The organism is uncultured Thiodictyon sp. (assembly GCA_903837595.1).
In the GTDB taxonomy this organism is placed as follows: Bacteria; Pseudomonadota; Gammaproteobacteria; order Chromatiales; family Chromatiaceae; genus Thiodictyon.
On sequence record CAILVI010000279.1, the window covers coordinates 1 to 16,617 of the forward strand.

Annotated in this window: 15 protein-coding genes; 1 reads left to right on the top strand and 14 read right to left on the bottom strand. The window is 62.2% G+C overall.

Annotated elements, in window-relative coordinates; genetic code table 11:
- Positions 1-148 precede the first annotated feature (148 nt).
- Genes QZY44_RS15275 through QZY44_RS15285 form a run of 3 tightly spaced genes read right to left on the bottom strand, consistent with a single transcriptional unit; the run spans position 149 to position 3,384 of the window.
- Entirely contained in the window at positions 149-1,114 is a 966-nt protein-coding gene (locus tag QZY44_RS15275) for an AAA family ATPase (protein ID WP_295447739.1), read from the bottom strand.
- 5 nt (positions 1,115-1,119) lie between these two features.
- The gene (locus QZY44_RS15280) at positions 1,120-2,757 is read right to left on the bottom strand and encodes an IS481 family transposase (protein ID WP_295447742.1); all 1,638 of its coding nucleotides are present in this window, start codon (positions 2,755-2,757) and stop codon (positions 1,120-1,122) included.
- 24 nt (positions 2,758-2,781) lie between these two features.
- Entirely contained in the window at positions 2,782-3,384 is a 603-nt protein-coding gene (locus QZY44_RS15285; RefSeq protein WP_295413253.1) for a recombinase family protein, read from the bottom strand.
- A gap of 431 nt (positions 3,385-3,815) precedes the next feature.
- Between QZY44_RS15285 and QZY44_RS15290 the strand changes: the two genes are divergently transcribed.
- Positions 3,816-4,349, top strand: coding sequence for an HNH endonuclease (locus QZY44_RS15290; RefSeq protein ID WP_295447745.1), 534 nt, complete (start codon positions 3,816-3,818; stop codon positions 4,347-4,349).
- Between the two features lie 271 nt (positions 4,350-4,620).
- Here QZY44_RS15290 and QZY44_RS15295 read toward each other — a convergent pair whose 3' ends face one another.
- Genes QZY44_RS15295 through QZY44_RS15345 form a run of 11 tightly spaced genes read right to left on the bottom strand, consistent with a single transcriptional unit; the run spans position 4,621 to position 16,150 of the window.
- Positions 4,621-5,229 carry a nucleotidyltransferase family protein gene (locus QZY44_RS15295; RefSeq protein WP_365304486.1) on the bottom strand — a complete coding sequence of 203 codons (609 nt, stop codon included), beginning with the start codon at positions 5,227-5,229 and terminating at the stop codon, positions 4,621-4,623.
- A complete protein-coding gene (locus tag QZY44_RS15300) occupies positions 5,117-6,025 on the bottom strand; it encodes an XdhC/CoxI family protein (RefSeq protein WP_295447751.1) in 909 nt (302 codons plus the stop codon). The genes QZY44_RS15295 and QZY44_RS15300 overlap by 113 nt, the downstream gene beginning before the upstream one ends.
- An 8-nt stretch (positions 6,026-6,033) precedes the next feature.
- Positions 6,034-7,203, bottom strand: coding sequence for an MFS transporter (locus QZY44_RS15305; protein ID WP_295447754.1), 1,170 nt, complete (start codon positions 7,201-7,203; stop codon positions 6,034-6,036).
- Positions 7,196-8,044: an FAD binding domain-containing protein gene (locus QZY44_RS15310; RefSeq protein WP_295447757.1), complete on the bottom strand. Its 849-nt coding sequence runs from the start codon at positions 8,042-8,044 to the stop codon at positions 7,196-7,198. The genes QZY44_RS15305 and QZY44_RS15310 overlap by 8 nt, the downstream gene beginning before the upstream one ends.
- On the bottom strand, positions 8,044-8,520 hold the full coding sequence (locus QZY44_RS15315) for a (2Fe-2S)-binding protein (RefSeq protein ID WP_295447760.1): 477 nt from the start codon (positions 8,518-8,520) through the stop codon (positions 8,044-8,046). Before QZY44_RS15315 ends, QZY44_RS15310 begins: the two co-directional genes overlap by 1 nt.
- Positions 8,504-10,885: a xanthine dehydrogenase family protein molybdopterin-binding subunit gene (locus tag QZY44_RS15320; protein ID WP_295447763.1), complete on the bottom strand. Its 2,382-nt coding sequence runs from the start codon at positions 10,883-10,885 to the stop codon at positions 8,504-8,506. The genes QZY44_RS15315 and QZY44_RS15320 overlap by 17 nt, the downstream gene beginning before the upstream one ends.
- A complete protein-coding gene (locus QZY44_RS15325; protein ID WP_295447766.1) occupies positions 10,885-12,012 on the bottom strand; it encodes a histidinol-phosphate transaminase in 1,128 nt (375 codons plus the stop codon). Before QZY44_RS15325 ends, QZY44_RS15320 begins: the two co-directional genes overlap by 1 nt.
- Positions 12,009-13,340: a hypothetical protein gene (locus tag QZY44_RS15330; RefSeq protein ID WP_295447768.1), complete on the bottom strand. Its 1,332-nt coding sequence runs from the start codon at positions 13,338-13,340 to the stop codon at positions 12,009-12,011. Before QZY44_RS15330 ends, QZY44_RS15325 begins: the two co-directional genes overlap by 4 nt.
- A complete protein-coding gene (locus QZY44_RS15335) occupies positions 13,315-14,379 on the bottom strand; it encodes a hypothetical protein (protein ID WP_295447771.1) in 1,065 nt (354 codons plus the stop codon). The genes QZY44_RS15330 and QZY44_RS15335 overlap by 26 nt, the downstream gene beginning before the upstream one ends.
- A gap of 6 nt (positions 14,380-14,385) precedes the next feature.
- Positions 14,386-14,616: an acyl carrier protein gene (locus tag QZY44_RS15340; protein WP_295447773.1), complete on the bottom strand. Its 231-nt coding sequence runs from the start codon at positions 14,614-14,616 to the stop codon at positions 14,386-14,388.
- Between the two features lie 31 nt (positions 14,617-14,647).
- Positions 14,648-16,150, bottom strand: a complete 1,503-nt coding sequence (locus QZY44_RS15345) for a benzoate-CoA ligase family protein (protein ID WP_295447776.1) — start codon at positions 16,148-16,150, stop codon at positions 14,648-14,650.
- Positions 16,151-16,617 lie beyond the last annotated feature (467 nt).

A 16,617-nucleotide genomic window follows, 5' to 3' on the forward strand; every position in this document is an offset into this window, starting at 1 on the left:
GCCACTGAGAACGCTGCTGGCTGAGAATTTCCAGATTATCGGAAATAAAAAGCCGAAAATCGCTATCGCTTAGGTATAACTGCAAACAGCCTGCAAACATCCGCGCCGGCCCAGATTATCTGCAAACGGCTGAAGGGGTCGGATGCCCTTACACTGGCAGCCCCGCCGCCAGCAACTGGCCATGCAACTCCTGAGTCCGCCCCGGCGCCAACTGGCCGTGCAGGAAGGAGCGGATCTCGGTCGGCCGGACGTTGAGCAGATCGGCCAGCGCCCGGGTGTTGTAGCCGTAGCGGGTCAGGGTTGCCTCCAGGGCATCGATATCGGCCGCCAGGACCGCCTCGATGACCTCCAGCGTGACTGGCTTCTGCCCAACCTGATAGGCCGCCTCCAGCGCGAGCGTCAGGTACTGCTCGATCTGCAACGGGGTGGACAGCGCCGCGGCCAGGCGCTCGCGGGCCTCCGGGGTCAGCAGTTCGGCCGCCGCCGCGGGCGCGCATTGCTCCAGCAACCAGTCCAGATAGGCCAGCTCCTTCCCTTTGATGCCGTCCAGCCAGAACAGGGTGGCGCGGGCGCCGATCTCCTCCAGGGCCGGCCGGCGCAGGTCGTTTCTGAGCTTGGGGTGACCCTCCAGGACCACCGAAAGGGTGCCGCCGTTGTTCTGGACCAGCTTGACCAGGCGCTTGAGCCCCACCAGGGTCTTGGGGTGCAGGTCGTGGGCCTCGTCGACGAACAGGGCGACCGGCTTCTTGCGCTTGGCGATGACCTCGATGAGCTTGCGCTCGCGCTTTTCGGGCTGGGTCGGGACCTTGAAGTCCTTCTCGGTCACCAGGTCGTAGAACAGGGCCAGCATCAGGGTGCCGAGGTTGATCCGGTGCTTGTCCACCGCGAGCGACTGGGAGACCAGGATCTCGCGCTCGTCCCTGAGGGCCGCGGTCAGCCGGTGCAGCGTGGTGGTCTTGCCGCAGCCGACCAAGCCGACCAGGGCCAGGAGTTGACCGCCGTGGATGGCGATCTTGATATCGTCGAAGACCCGGTGTTGCTGCGCGGTCTCGAAATAGCCGGCGCGCGGCAATCCGCGGATCAGCCCAAAGTGCTTCATCACCTCGCTCTGCATACCGGTCAGCCTCCGCGCAGGGGTTTCAGGTGGGTGCGCGCGTAGGCCATGACGTCGGCCTTGCGCAGTGACTCGGCCAGGGCGGCATCGAGCGCGGCCAGCGCCTCCGCCGGCAGCCTGGCCAAGGGGGTGCCCAGGTCATCGGCGATGGCGCGTTTGGCCGCAACCGCCGTGGGAAAGGCAATGTCCTGGAACGGGTCCGGATCGACGAAGGGCGTCTGCGCGACGGCAACCCCTGGTGCCGGCCCTGCCGAGGCGGCTGGACCGCCCCACACAGACCCGGGCAGGGCCAGTTGTTCGGCCAAGGTTGCGATGCGCTCGGCGCGTTGCTGAGTCTTGGTCTTCTTGAACGAGCGGTAGCGATGCAGGGGGATGGGTCCGCCAACCGGCTCGTAGGGGCCGAAGCGTCGCTCGCCGTGCTCGACATAGAGGGCGTTGTCGAACAGTCCCCACCACAGGATCACCACCTCGCCGGCCAGGTCCGGGTCCACTTGGTAGAGTGTCCCCTCCAGAGAGACGCGGGCGTCGACCCCCACCTTGCGGCGCTCAGGCTCGCGGGCGAAGGTACCGAAGCGCTCCCAACTGCACATGGCCCGCACCCCCTCCGGGGGCAGGTTGGCCAGCCAGTCATCGATCCGCGCATGGGGCTCGCGGCGGTGGGGCATCCGGTTGTAGTGGATCAGGAAGCGCAGCAGCCAAGCGTTCGCCTCGGCCTCGGTCTCCGGCGCATGCAGGTGGTAGAGGGTCTCGTGCATCTCCTTGACGCTGCGAAAGGGGCGCTCGACCTTCCCCTTGGCCCGGGCCGTCGGGCGCAGACCGTCGCTGTCCTTGGGCATGTGAGTGCGCACCTCGATCCCGAGGTAGTCCATGACCCGATGGAAGATCAGGCTCTTGCCGATCGGCCCGGAGTCCATGTAGAGCATGGCCGGGCGGCCCTGGAACGGCAGGTCGGGGTCGGACTTCGGGGCCATGGCGTTGAACAGGAAGCGCAACGCCGCCTCCACATCCTCACCGTAGACCCCGTGGTACTCCTGGTAGGCTGCGCCGCTACGGTCATCGACCACGCTGTAGAGCATCAAGAGCGGATGCCCGCGGCCCTCCTCAAACCAGGCCGGGCGCGCGACCTGCTTCAGATCCGAGGGGCTCAGGTCGAACTGCCAGCACGCATTGCTGTGGCGCGCCTCGAAGCGCACCGCCGGCGGGACCCGGGTCAGGGTCCGGTAGTCGAAGCCCCACTGCTTGAGGTAGTGGTTCACGGTGCTACGGGTCAGCACCGCGGCTGGGGCACGCAGCAGCCCGGCGGGGGTCTCCACGCCATGCTCTTCGAGCAGGCGGATGGCCTGGACGGTGGAGAGGTGGCGCCTCTTCTTGTTGCTGGTGCGGATCTTCAGCGCCGCAATCACCTCGCAGTAGTGCTCGAGCTCCGCCGGGGGCAGGACCCGCGGCACCCCGCGGTCGGCGCGGTTCAGGGCCTTGGGCCGGGCGCGTTCGCGCAGTGCGCGGTACAGCGCGTCTTCCGAGACCCCGTACAGGGCGGCCGTCTGCTGGATGAGCGCCCGGCGCTCCGGGCTGCGCGGCGCCAATGCGGCGCGCCGACGGCGCAGGTCCAGCAGGGCTTCCGGCGGGAGTTGGTGACGCGTCATCGACGGCAACTCCCGGGCGGCACCCTAACGGCCCTGCGCGGCCGGGCCCGGGGTGCCGATCGGCACCCCACGGTGGCGCAGGTAGTCGTAGAGGGTGCTCTTGGCGATGCCGAGCTGGGCGGCGATCTCGCGCACCGACAGGCGGCGTTCGCGGTAGAGGGTCTCGGCGGCGCAGGCGGTTTTCTCAGCCGCCGGCGGCAGGCCCTTGGGGCGCCCGCCCAGGCGACCGCGGGCACGCGCCGCCAGCAATCCCGCCTGGGTGCGCTCGCGGATCAAATCCCGTTCAAATTCAGCCAGGGAGGCGAACAGATTGAACACCAGCCGGCCCTGCGAGGTAGTCGTGTCCAGCGGATCGTTGAGGCTCTTGAGCCCGACCTGCTGCTCCAGCAGGACGCCGGCCAGCTCGACCAGGTGGCGCAGGGAACGCCCGAGGCGGTCGAGCTTCCAGATCACCAGCACGTCGCCCGGGCGCAGTTCCCCCAGTAGCGTATCGAGGACCGGACGCTGAACCTTGGCGCCGCTGACAACCTCCTGGTAGACCTTCGCGCAGCCGGCACGGCGCAGGGCATCGACCTGCAGGTCCAGGCTTTGGTCTTTGGTGCTGACACGGGCATAGCCGATGTCCATCTGCTGCTCCGCAAGGGGCTGGGTGGTCTGACTTACTCGTCGTAGCTTAGGAAAAGCGGTCGCAGATTTCTACAACCGGTTACTCGGACTGGAAGACCGGGGTTTCAGGCGGTGCGGGAGGATGGAATGGGCGGTCTGGAAATGGTCCGGAAAAACCCACGTTTCGCCGGACCGCTGGTGGCCGGCGAGTGCGGCCCGGTGCAGGGGGCAACAGGGCGGCGCCCGTGCGCCGCGCCAGCGGCCAGACGGCCTCACCTGGGGCCTGTCAAGAAAGGTGCCAGCGCCGTTTGCAGATAATCTGGGCCGGCGCGGATGTTTGCAGGCTGTTTGCAGTTAATGTCGGCTCATTTGCAAATAATCCGGGTCCGGGACCCTCGTTATTTGCAGTTAATCCGGGTCGAAAATCGCGATGTTTGCAGGTCGGGCCGCGGATGTTTGCAGGCTGCTGCACCTATTACAAGGTGGACAGCGAAATCTGGCAAGGGCTCTGGAAGTGGGCACGTCGCAGACACCCAATGAAGAACACACAGTGGATCAAGAACCGATACTTTCACCGGGAGGGTTCCCGGAATTGGGTGTTTGGCATAAAGGAAAGCGGCGGCGGCCGAACGGTCATCAGATCGAAGCTGATTAAGGCCGCCGATACACCGATCCGTCGCCATACCAAGATCAAGGCGGCGGCGAACCCGTTTGACCGCGACTGGGAACCGTACTTCGAGGCGCGGGAAACCGCGGCCATGAAGAAATCCCTGATCGGACGGGTGAAAACGCTGTGGGAAACGCAGGACGGGAAATGCCCAGCCTGCAATCAACAAATCAGGAAGGGAGACGAATGGCATGTCCATCACAAAATCCCCAAGTATCTCGGCGGGGATGACACGCTGACCAACCTGGCAATCCTGCACCAAAACTGCCACCGACAAGTTCACGCAAAGTACAAAATCGATGAACTACCGGCCCTGTAACAGGAGCTTAGCAAGGCTTGAGCCGTGTGCGGTGAAAGTCGCAAGCACGGTTCTTAGGGGGCTGGGTGGCGGTAACGCCGTCTGGCTACCCGACCGAATTCTGCGGTGACCCCGACTACCGGCGTGGGGGTCGGATCAATCGCCTTAACATCGCGTTTTCAGCGGAGACCCGCGCCGCCGACCCGGCGACAGTGACAACTCTCGATGCATTGACCGCCTGAGCCGAGACCCTCATGAATACCGCGGACTCACAGTGAACTGACCGGGGACTCTAACCCGGCGCTCTCACCAAGGTCGTGAAGTGAATCTTCATCGCTTCATAATCAGAGATGATGTCCATGTCGCGCACAACCCCACTGTCAGGCAGCTCGATCTGTCGAATCGCGTGTTGATTGGTATGAATAACGTCGCGTAATGTCCCGCCCGCCAGCAGTTGGTTCAGGAGTCCGACCGGAAAGACGGTCGGATGTCCCCTTTTCCCCCTGAAGGTCGGGATCAGAATTTCGTGCGGTCCAGCGGTGTGTCGTTGTTGCAAGTCCCGATACGTATCGCTGCCAACCAGGGGCTGGTCCGCCAGACAGATCATGACCCCGGTGCAACGGTCGGCGATGGCTCCTAATCCGGTCCTGACCGACTCTGCCATATCCCCGGCGGCTGCCTGATTGCGCACAATCTTTACCGGCAGATGACTGATCGCGGCAGCAACGGCTTCACCATTCGCTCCGGTCACCACCAGCACGTCCTGCAGGCCGGCATTCAATACCGCTTCAAGGCAGCATACAATCACCGGCCGGCACCCGAGCGGCAGCAGTTGTTTGCAGCATCCCATCCGCCGGGACGCACCCGCCGCCGGCATGATGGCTACGATCCGATTTTCCATTTCGTTTCCTGAATATAATCAACTGAGCGATGACACTGACGGCGATCTCCTGAGGCGTGTCAGCCATGATATTGAGGCCGATCGGGGTGATCACGCGCGCAATATCGATTACCCCATATCCTTCCTTCGTCAGCGTATCTGACATGACCGCCTTCTTTCTTTGGCTACCGATCACGCCAATGTAGCCGGCCGGGGTCGCCAATGCCGCCCGCACGGCAGCCAAATCCTGCTCAAAGCCGGTGCCGGCAATGACAATCGCCGCAGAGTCCCGCAGATGGACCCGCGCCAAGGCCTCGGCCACCGGGGCGGCCATCACCTCATGGGCATCGGCAAGGCGCTTCGGACTGGCATAGTCATCGCGTTCATCAATGACGGTAACATGAAAGCCGGTAAACCTCGCCAACGCGCTGAGTGCAGTTCCGATATGCCCGGCGCCGATGATCACGATCTTGGACAAAAGCTCGCTTGGCTCAAGATAAATACGCATCGTTCCTCCGCACACATGATCGTATTCTTGTGTGAGGTTGAACGATACCACGCGTGACCGATTCTCCTCCAGGACCAGCATGGCGGCGGCGATGACCTCCCGCTCAACCCGACCGCCGCCCACGCTGCCCAGCGTCGAACCATCAGACCTGACGAGCATCTTGGCCCCCGCCTTGCGGGGTGAAGACCCGATACTTTCGATGACCGTCGCCAGCACCGACGGACATCCATTCCGGCTCAGCTTAATGATCTCGGAAAACAGGTCAGCATCATTTGCAGTGTATCCGGCACGCCAACGGTCGGCTTTCATCAGGGTTATCATGCGTGGGTGGTCGATGATTTCACGCCCAACATCAGCAGCGCGGACACTAGCGTCAGTACGGCGAGCACGGTGAACAAAGCGCCATAGCCGAAGTGCGTGATGAGCAGGCCGCCAATGAACGGGCCCAAGAAAAAACCGCCCTGCATCATGACCATCAGCAGATTCTGGTTCATGGCCCGGGCCGCGGGCTCAGAAATATCAAACAGCGCGGCGGCCTGGAGCGGCATGGCAACACCCCACCCCAGCCCTGAGGCCCCGGCCAGGACGAGGAACGCCCAGCCCACGGAAGACAGCCCCAGCAGTCCGTAAGATACGGCGACGATCAGTAGTCCGGCAGCGCACAGCACTGCCTTGTCGTAGCGGTCAAATAGCCAACTGCCGCCCAGCCGGACCATGATCATGGTCAGTGTGGCAATGGTAAAGAACAGACCCCCGTGGGCCAGTCCGCGGCCCTCAACAAATTGCTTGAGAAAAAAGAACACGGCGGCATAGCCGCACAATAATAACAGTGCCGACAGCAGCAGCATCAGCACGGCACGGGAGCGCAGCGACGCCGCCATTGCCAAAAGGCCGGGCGCGGTGGCCGTGTCCACGCCGGCTACCGGCACTGTTGCAGGCAAGAGCGTTGCGGCCATCGGCAACAGCGCCGCCACCGCGGCCAGGTTGATCAGTTCGCCGAACGCCGCGGGGGTGATTGACAGCAGATCAAAAAGAAGAGGAACGATGGCATAGGGTATCAAACGGACCAGCGACACCCAGCCAAAGGCGCGGCCGCTCATTCCCGGCGGGATGACCGCCACCATCATGGTCACCAGCGCGCAGAGCACACAGATGAATCCGGCCCCCTGCCCCAGACGGGCGACCGTCAATAGCGTAACAGAGGTGCAATGGCCCATCAGGAACAGCGCCGCCGACAAGAGACAAGAACCGCCAATCAGCCAGCGGCGGGCCGTTCCGAGATGCACCAGAGGGGCAATCAATGGTTGGAGGATCAATGCCGCCAACCCGTCCGCGCTGAGTAGGAACCCGACCGTTGTCGAGTTGACGCCGAGGAACTGGAGATATCCTGAGAAGGCAAAGAACAACGCCGCAATCGCCGTGACCAGGGCAAATTGTAGATTCAGTGTCAGGAAGCCGACCGTGAATAATCCGGAAAGCTTAGTCAAGCAGCCCCTCCAGAAACCGGACGGTCAAGTTGGCGGCGAGCATCCGGCGGTAATCGGCGGTGGCGCGGACATCACTGATGGGCGCGACCCGGCTGGCGACTATCTGTGCGACCTGGCAAAGGTAGTCGGCGTCTAGTTTGGCGCCGACCAGCGCCTGCTCCAGCGATGGTATCCGAACGACCGTCGGTCCGACACTACCCCAAGCGAAACGGGCGGTTTCAATCGTGCCGTCCGCGGCTCGGCGAACCAATCCTGCAAAACTCGTCACTGCGATGGCCATGGCCCGGCGACGGCCAATCTTTTCAAAGCCGTAATCGGGAAAGGATGCATATCGCGGGAGCAATATCCGCGTAAGTATCTCGCCCTCGCGCAACGCCGTGCGGCCCGGACCGACAATAAAGTGCTCGATCGGCATGATCCGTTTTGCCGCGGGCGAAGCGATCTCGACCTTGGCCGCCAACACATGCAGCGGCGTCAGGGAATCACCCGCCGGGGAGGCCGTGCAGATATTGCCGCCAAGGGTGGCCATGTTTCTGATTGCCGGTCCGCCGATGGTGCTGGCGGCACGTGCCAGCAGCGGCGCGTGCTCGGCAATGAGCGGATCGGCGATGATGCGGGAAAAGGTGCTGGCCGCGCCAATACTCAGCGTCCCTCCTTTTTCACGGATTCCTTGCAGTTCTTGTATCTCGGCCAGGGAAAGCAAGGGTCGCCTGTCCCGGAGGCCGTTCTGGCGCAAAAGCACCAGCAGGTCGGTGCCGCCGGCGATCGGCAACGCCGCGGGATACTGCTCCAGCATGCTGAACAGTTCCTGCAAATTCGTGGGAGTCAGCACCGCGCGCATCAGGCCCGCCGCTCGTCACTGATGTCTCTGGCCGCCCGTTGCACGGCGGCGATGATCTTGACATAACCGGTACAGCGGCAGAGATTGCCGGAGAGCCCTTCCCTGATCGCCTCGCGTGACGGATTGGCGTTCTGCCGCAACATCGCCAGGGCCGCCATTTGCATGCCCGGTGTGCAGAAGCCGCACTGTACCGCACCCTCCTCGACAAACGCTTGCGCAAGCACGGCCCCGTCGGGCGTGTGCGTCATTCCTTCCACGGTCGTGACCTGGCGTCCGGCAAGTTGCGCCGCCAGCATGAGACAGGCAAGGCGGGCCTCTCCCCCGACCAGGATCGTGCAGGCGCCACATTCACCGGTGCCGCACCCCTCCTTGGTACCGAACAGCCCCAAGTCTTCGCGCAGCAGGTCGATGACCCGACGGTCGGCCGCGCAGTCAATGTCAGTTGGTAACCCGTTCAGTTCAAAGCGTATGGGCATTTGGCCTCTCCACCGATGATGCGCGTGAACGCCCGAGCGACTCGACCGGGGGCGCTGGGCCCTTACACCCTTCTTCCGATCCAGCGCTCATGGCCATCAGCACCCGTTCCGGCGTCAGCGGTGCGTGCTGGAGATGGATGCCACAGGCATCGCTAAGGGCGTTGGCCACCGCCGGAAGCGGGCCGTTCATGGCGACCTCACCAACACCCTTCATGCCGAAGGGACCCGTTGCCTCATGACCCTGCCAGGCCAGAGAGACGATGTTTGGCACGTCCATCGCGCCCGGGATCAAGTAGGTTGACAAGCCGTCGCTCAGTACCCTACCTTCGCGCGTCACCACCTCCTCCATCAGCGCATAGCCGAGCCCCTGGGCAACGCCTCCTTCAACTTGTTGATCGAACATGACCGGATTGACGACCGTACCGCCGTCGGTTACCGCGAGGTAGTCGCAGACCTGGATCACTCCGGTCAGCAAGTCGACCTCGATGCGTGCCAGGTGTGCCCCATAGGCGAAAATCACATGGGGAAAGCCGATAAAAAAGCCCGTTGCAGTGTCGGGAACGGGGTCGCAGACCGGTGCCACAAACTGGCTGATACAGACCCGGTCCTCCTGTGACATAAAACCTGCGATCTGCTGTAGCGACAGCTCCCGGCCACTGGGGGGATGGACCACCTTTCCAGGAACGAGACACAAATGCTGATCGCTGTCGATAAAAAACAGGAGCCCCGCGCGGTTGATCAGGCGTGCCTTGAGCTCTTCACACGCCTTGATCAGGGCATTACCGAAGGTGTAGGTGGTACGGCCAGCGGCCGAGGAGCCGGAAGGGTAAGCGGTGGCGGTATCCGGTTGTCGCACGATGAGTTGCGCGGCATCCTGACCGAGAACATGACCCGCTATCTGCATAAAGGCGCAGGAATTTCCCTGGCCCATATCCGCTACCGCGCTGTGGACAACGACCGTACCCTCCGGGGTCAGTTCCACTTTGGCGATGGCCGCATCACGTACCTTTCCGCCATAACCCGCGGCATTCCAGACTGATGCCAGGCCGACCCCGCGTCGGGTATGGGGGCGGGCCTGTTCCTTCCACTCCTCACGCTGCTCCCAGAATGGATGCAATCGCAGTGTCTCGAGGCAGCCGATAATCCCGGTCGAGGTGATCACGCGCATCCCTGAGCAATTGGTGTCGCCTTCGCTCAGCGCATTTCGCCGGCGCAGCTCCAGCGGGCCCAGATCAAGCTCCCGGGCCAGCCGATCCATCATCGCTTCGACCGCGAAAGTCACCTGACAAACACCGAACGCGCGCATGGCCCCGGCGACCGGGTTATTGGTGAACACGCACTTGCCGGTGACCAGCACATGAGGGATACGGTAGGGGCCACCGCCGTGCTCCATTCCCAACTCCATGACTTCACCGCCGAGATGGGCATAGGCGCCGGTGTCGTAGACCAGGTGACAGATCAAGGCCTGCAAAGTGCCGTCCCGCCGGGCCCCCAGCTGATAGTGGAGTTGGCAAGCGTGGCGTTTGTAGCCGGCCGCCAGATTCTCCTCACGCTCCCAATGCATCTTGACCGGTCGTCCTGCACTATGCAGCGCGGCAACCGCCAACAGACATTGAACTGTGGCCCCGTCCTTGCCGCCGAAGCCGCCGCCGAGATGGGGGGCCCGTATTCTGATCTTATTGAACGGGATGCCGAGCGCCGCGCCGACCTCCAGGCGGTCACGGAACGGCGATTGACTGGATACGACCATGTCGATGCTGCCGTCCTCTGCCAGCCGTGCGACCCCGTTTTCGGTTTCCAGAAAGGCATGGGCCTGTACCTGGGTGGAAAATTCGCCGGCTACGACGACATCGCACCCCGCCAGCGCGCCGGCCGCATCGCCTTTACGGATTTCCGCCGCCATCAGGGTGTTCGCCGGATGGGTCTCATGCAGTTGGGGGGCGCCCTCGGCTAAGGCCGCCGCTGGATCAAAAACCGCGGGGAGCGCTTCGCTTTCGACGCGCACCAGGGACACTGCCTCCCGCAGTGCCTCACGCGTCTCGGCCAGGACCAGGGCCACGGCGTCCCCGGGATAGCGAATCCGGTCATCGACCAGCACCGGCATATCCTTGTGAATGATGCCATGGCGGTTGGGGCCGGGCACATCGGCGCAGGTCAAGACCCTGATGACCCCAGGCACGGCCAGTGCGTCGGTGGTGTTCACCGCCTTCAGGCGTGCGTGGGAAACACCGGCGCGTACGGCGCCGGCCCAGAGCAGAAGGTCGGGGTAATGGTCGGCAGCGAACCGCTCCTTCCCGGAGGCCTTAGCGGTGGCATCGCCGCGCAGGTCCGGCTTGCCGGCGCACAGTGGGGTTCTGTCCGTCATCAGGTCGCGCCGCTGATCATCGGCATGAGCCTCATTTCCTCAGCCAGCGCCTCGGCAAAACTAACCATGACCGACATCTCCCGATAGGTGACCCGAATCCAGCCAGGGAAGCGGAAGGCGGTCATGGTACGTACCATCATCCCGCGCTTCATCAGCCGGCGATACATCAGCATATCGTTGATCGGCGTCCGGATCATCAGATAATTACCCTCGCCACCGATCGTTTCCAGACCGAGGTCGCTACAGACCTGACACAAAAAAGCCCTTCCCTCCCGCACCAGGGAGCGCGTGGCCGCAATATGAGCCGTGTCGTCGGAAAGCGCAGCCAACGCGGCCTGCTGAGCCAGCGCATTGACTGAATAGGCCACGCTGGTACGCCGAACCACCGCGACGACCGGCTCGGCTCCTACCAGGTAGCCGACGCGCAATCCTGCCAGGGCATACATTTTGGACAGGGTACGGAATGCCACCAGGTTCGGAAACCGTTCCATCAGCGCGATGCTGTCGGGATACTCCGGGTCTTCGACATATTCCCGGTAGGCCTCGTCCACGACCACGATCTTGTCGCCGCCGACCTTTTCGAGGAAATCGATCAGGGTCTGTCGGGTCCAGTAGCTACCGGTCGGATTATTCGGGTTGCAGAGAAACAGGACCTTGGTCTTGGGACCGATCTGGTCGAGTATCCCCTGCGGGTCAAAGGTGTAGTCGCGTAAGGGTACCAACCGGGCCTCAATGCCGGAGAATTCGGCCACCCATTCATAGACCGCAAAAGTCTTGTCGGCGGTAATAATGTTGTCGCCGGGCTGGCAGAATGCCTTGATAACCGATGAGATCACCTCACAGGAGCCATTACCGACCAGAAAACGGTCGGCCGCGATACCACACCGATCCCCTAATGCGATGCGCAAATCGTAGGAGTCGCCGCTGGGATAGATGGCGGCTTGCCCGGGGGGGAAGCCGGCGATGACGCTGGCCGCTGCCGGGGATGGCCCAAGGGCGTTCTCGTTGTTATTCAAACGATGAAGCCGGGGCGCGCCGTACTCCTGCATCAGCAGGTGATCCGGCTTGCTGGGAACATATGCCTGGAACCGGCGGACATAGTCTGGAATCAGTGCGTCCAGATTCATGACAGCCCGTCCCTTGCGCCATGGTCGTAGATCACCAGATCCCCAAGTCCGGCGTCCGGTACCAGCAGGCGCGGGACAAAGCCGGTGTCTGCCAGTGGTCCGGCGAAGGCGGTGTCGTCGCCGCGGCCGGTATTGATCTCGACCTGAAAATTGCTGATTCCGTTGCGCCGCAGCAGCTCAAGATGGGCCGCCAGATTCGTGGCCATATCCTTGCCGGCACACAAGGGGCGGATGATTGCCAGGGAGCGTGCCTGTTCAAGTTCTATTGCCAGCACCGAGGTGTCGCGCAGTTGTGCATCGTCACTGACCCGGGCCCGCACCTGCCGGGGGAGGCAAAGCCGCTCATACTGAGTGTGCAGGAAGGCCGCAAGCGGATCGTTGCAATAGACAACGCCCCCGCTGTCTTCCCGGAGTTGACGGTAATAGTAGACGCAGTGCTTGGTCATGCCGTCGACCCCTTGCAACTCCAAGTCGCCGAGAAAATCAAAGAAGCGCTCGTGCCTCGCCAAAGCTCCCTGGCGCCTTAGCACGCCGCGGTAAGCCGAGCGGGCGATACGTCCGATCGCCTCGTCCAACAGCAGGGTGAGCACCAGGTCATCCGGGTCATTCGTGAACAGGTAAGGGCCGTACAGCTCCAGGCACGTGTCGGTGAGCGGTCGCCAAAGCACGCCGCCAATGATCCAGTCGCCGCTGTTGGCGAGAAGGGCGTGGAGATGTCCCGCGGCAAACATATCTGCCGCCATGCCTGGACGGGTCAGAAACTTTGGCATGAAAGTAGCGCTGGAACTGGCCGTCATCGCTGCAAAATGCCGCACATCATCCGCGGATGGCGCGACCAGCCGGATCGCTTGAGTCAGGTCGGGCGGCGGGAGTGCTACGTTGCGCGCCGGCGCGTAGTCGCGATCACGGGTGACGCGCAGTACGACCAACTCGTCTGCGCCAAAATCCATTCGCAGGCTGGAAACGGTCCGGGCGGCGAGCATTGGCCCGAGCATCTCCAGCGATTCCTCATTATCAGGATTGACCCGCCAGGTCAGGTTGAACGCGCGCAAGTCGGGATGGGCCATCTGGAAGGCGAGGGTGAGGGCCAGTCGATAGCCCTGATCCTCAAGTATAATCTCCAGTACAGAGTCGCCCGCGACCTGCCTCGCATAAAAGGAAAACAGTTCTTCCATGGCCAGCACCAGACTGCTGGCTTCACGGTCTTTGTAGCCGAACCCGCCGGCGCCCTTGGCGACGAGTTCCATCGCCAGGGGAAGGAACGACGCGCTGAAGGGTAGGCGTGCGGTGACGCTCCCGGGTTTACTGGTGATGGGTTGCTTGTACATTCGCTTGTTGTTCCCAGTCACGCCTGACCAAGTCCAGCACCTGGTGTCCTCGTTGCGAAAATACCATCATGCCCTCGAAATCCGGGGGAACGAAGTGTTTCTGCATCAGCAGCCCATCATTGCCGAACCAGATCGGCAGCAAGCCACCCAGGGAGAAACCTTGGCTGCGCAGTTGGTCGACCACCGCGCCGGACCATGGCTCTCCCAGATTCACAAACCATTGGATCAGGGCGAAGTCATCCTTTCGGACTTCCTGCTCAAGCTCGGCCACCCGTTGGGCAAGGTCCTGGCCCGGTGTGGTGATGGTCCCGCGCGCCACGCCGGCAAAGTCAAAACGCTTGACATCGATTTGAGAGTGACCCGGGGGTAGGCTGGCGTCGGAGAGCGACAGCTGACGATCGAGATTCAACCCGCTCACGAGAAATGTCAGCCCCTCGGAATAGGGCACAGGAAGAAACAATTGCCGGCGGTGATCGGTGGCCACCCGGGCATAGACCATGCATCCCACCCGACCCACGGCACTGTGTTCTGTCTCATAGGCATCGGCCGGCATGAGCGCCGGTTCCAAAGCTGTTTCCAATGCCTGAGCATGGCGGGAGAGCTTCTGCGTGACGACGTGGTTACAGACGGCCTCGCCGAAAAATCCGTCAATGCCGTCAGTCCCGAGGAGCTTCATGACCAGTTGTGTCGTTCGGAAAAAAGCCATGGTTGAACGATAACCCGGCAGGGTCAGGCCGACGCCATATTCATAGAGATGGGCGTTGGGAGGGGAACTGCGGTAGAACGCTATGTGGGACACCACGTCGCCGTCAGCGGTGCGCGCAACCACACTGCGGATGTTACCCAAGCGGTTCTCTTCTACCAGGCGCTCCGGGATATAATAGGTGTCGATCGGGTAGCCTTCGCCATAGATGGCGAAGAACAGTCGGGCGATCCCGATCGCGTCCGAAGGCTCAAAATAGCCTGCCGTGTATTCTTGCCCCGCAGGTACGCTCCAGTGTTCACGGGTCAGGCGTCTGAGTGCTTCGGCTTTGGTCATGGTCGTTCAAGCCGCCGCGATGAAGCTCAAAAAGTCGTCAAGGGTCTTGAGTCGCAGGGAGTCTGCATCGGATACCTTGATGCCGTAACGGGCTTCCAGTGCCAAGGCAAACGCAGGGAAATCCACTGAATCGACACCCTGCTGCAATAGCGGTTTGGCTGGATCGAGGTCCTTGACCAATTCAGCATCAATGCCGACCGAGCACATCAGCTCTTTCAGTTCAGACAGCGTAGCCATGGTGTTTCTCCTCTAGGTGATGGATTGGATGTTAACGGCTCAACTTGAATCGCTGCACCTTACCGGTGGGAGTACGGGGCAGATCGTCCACAAATTGATACAGCAGTGGATGCATATAGTCTGGCAAGCGTACCGCGGCAAACGCCCTTAATTCCTTTTCCATTGGCGGACTTGAGGAATAGCCCTGCCTAAGGATCAGGTGTGCGGCCGGGTACTCCAGAGCGCCGACATGGCAAACCGCGACGGCACAATCTGCCACGGCTGGGTGACCACGCAGCACTTCTTCCACTTGAACGGGGGACACCCATTGGCCACCCACCTTCAGCATGTCGTCGTTTCGGCCCTGGTGAAAGTAGTGGCCATCCCGCTCAACCATGAGATCGCCGGTGCGGATAAAGCCGTCAGATAGCATGGTGGCGGCGGTTTTTTCTGGCTGGTTCCAGTAGAACGGTGCAATGCTGGGGCCGCGCACCAGCAGGTTTCCAGTGACCCCGGATGGCACCACCGCGCCACCGTCATCCACCAGCCTGATCTCATACCCGGGAACGGGCAGACCAGCTGAACCGGCGAGCGTTTCGCCCGGCCTGTTAGAGAGCACGATATGCCCTGTTTCGGTGCTTCCCAGACCGTCCAGCACGGCCAGTCCGGTCAGGCGGTGCCACTCCTGAAAAACGGCGGTCGGAAGTAACTCACCGGCCGAAATACAAAGACGCATCGGCAGTGTCAAGTGCTCCTGGCTCACCGTGCGGATGATCTGGGCATAGATGGTCGGCACCGCGAAAAACAGGGTAGGGCGGCGCTGCTCCATCAGGGATAGCAACCGAGCGGGTAAGGGACTTCCGGAATGCAGGACGGCCGTTGCGCCGACATACATGGGAAAGGCCAGGCTATTGCCGAGACCATACGCAAAGTATAGCTTGCTCGCCGACAGCACCGTATCGCTTTCGCGCATACCCAACACCCTCACGGCGTAGTTCTCGGCCGCCGCTACGAGGTCGGCGTGGCGGTGGGGAACACCCTTCGGTATGCCGGTAGAGCCTGAGGTGTAAAGCATGTAGGCCAGATCATCGTAGTGAACCTGCTCAGTTGGCACCGGGGTCGCTGGGATGTTGGGAAAGGCTTCGCGCAGGTGCTCGCCACAGCGGATGCCGGGTGTCCTGGCCAGCGCGAGACCGGCGGTGCTCGCGAGTGATTGCGATACCAGTATCAAGCGGGCCGCACAATCAGTGCAAATGTAGTCGTAGAGCTCGCCGGAAAGTGCCGTGCTGACCGGCACCGGTACCGCGCCGATCAGGGTGGCTCCGAGGACCGCCGCAACAAAGACCGGCGAGTCCAACACCACGATCAGTATCCGGTCTCCTTTACGGATACCCTGGTCGAGTAGTAGTGATGCGAAACGATAGGCACCAGCGGCGAGATCGCGATAACTAACCGTCTCGGCATCGCAGATATAGGCGGGCTTGTCGGGATGTGCCTCAAGATTGGGGTTGAGCAGCACGGCCGCAACATTGACGGGGCAGCGATTGCGTTTCATCTGGGAACGTCTCCCCGAACCGAAGACCTTATCGGGCATGCACGCATCACGGAATCCATGTCGTGGCGACACAGCCGGTGCGCACGACGGACAATCGCGTTTTGCACGAATGCCGTCCTGGTACCTTGTCCGGCGCGGGCACGATCCTCTTCAGGGAGAGGAGACTGTATCCCCGCGCAACGGCTTGTTGACAACTGCCGGCGCGCGTTCAACACGTCGATATCCGGGCGCAAACGGATCATCCGGGCGGCTCCACAGGATTGGCGTAGACCATTTTGGATGCAGTTTATTACTTTTTTTTGGGAAAGGCAGCAGTTCTAAAGTTGTGGCTCTTCCTGCGTTTCAGGCGGCTGCTAAGTTTTTGTAATATCGTGAAAAGAGGCTTATGATCGCCAGCCGCCAGGAAGGTTTGCAGGTCTCGGAGTTAGGCTGATGATCCCCCTCACAACGCTGCTGGACGACGGCAA

Bases quoted from the DNA above. Each gene is read 5' to 3' on its own strand.
- QZY44_RS15275 (WP_295447739.1), bottom strand. From the start codon at position 1,114: ATGCAGAGCGAGGTGATGAAGCACTTTGGGCTGATCCGCGGATTGCCG.
- QZY44_RS15280 (WP_295447742.1), bottom strand. From the start codon at position 2,757: ATGACGCGTCACCAACTCCCGCCGGAAGCCCTGCTGGACCTGCGCCGT.
- QZY44_RS15285 (WP_295413253.1), bottom strand. From the start codon at position 3,384: ATGGACATCGGCTATGCCCGTGTCAGCACCAAAGACCAAAGCCTGGAC.
- QZY44_RS15290 (WP_295447745.1), top strand. From the start codon at position 3,816: ATGTTTGCAGGCTGCTGCACCTATTACAAGGTGGACAGCGAAATCTGG.
- QZY44_RS15295 (WP_365304486.1), bottom strand. From the start codon at position 5,229: ATGGAAAATCGGATCGTAGCCATCATGCCGGCGGCGGGTGCGTCCCGG.
- QZY44_RS15300 (WP_295447751.1), bottom strand. From the start codon at position 6,025: ATGAAAGCCGACCGTTGGCGTGCCGGATACACTGCAAATGATGCTGAC.
- QZY44_RS15310 (WP_295447757.1), bottom strand. From the start codon at position 8,044: ATGCGCGCGGTGCTGACTCCCACGAATTTGCAGGAACTGTTCAGCATG.
- QZY44_RS15315 (WP_295447760.1), bottom strand. From the start codon at position 8,520: ATGCCCATACGCTTTGAACTGAACGGGTTACCAACTGACATTGACTGC.
- QZY44_RS15320 (WP_295447763.1), bottom strand. From the start codon at position 10,885: ATGACGGACAGAACCCCACTGTGCGCCGGCAAGCCGGACCTGCGCGGC.
- QZY44_RS15325 (WP_295447766.1), bottom strand. From the start codon at position 12,012: ATGAATCTGGACGCACTGATTCCAGACTATGTCCGCCGGTTCCAGGCA.
- QZY44_RS15330 (WP_295447768.1), bottom strand. From the start codon at position 13,340: ATGTACAAGCAACCCATCACCAGTAAACCCGGGAGCGTCACCGCACGC.
- QZY44_RS15335 (WP_295447771.1), bottom strand. From the start codon at position 14,379: ATGACCAAAGCCGAAGCACTCAGACGCCTGACCCGTGAACACTGGAGC.
- QZY44_RS15340 (WP_295447773.1), bottom strand. From the start codon at position 14,616: ATGGCTACGCTGTCTGAACTGAAAGAGCTGATGTGCTCGGTCGGCATT.
- QZY44_RS15345 (WP_295447776.1), bottom strand. From the start codon at position 16,150: ATGAAACGCAATCGCTGCCCCGTCAATGTTGCGGCCGTGCTGCTCAAC.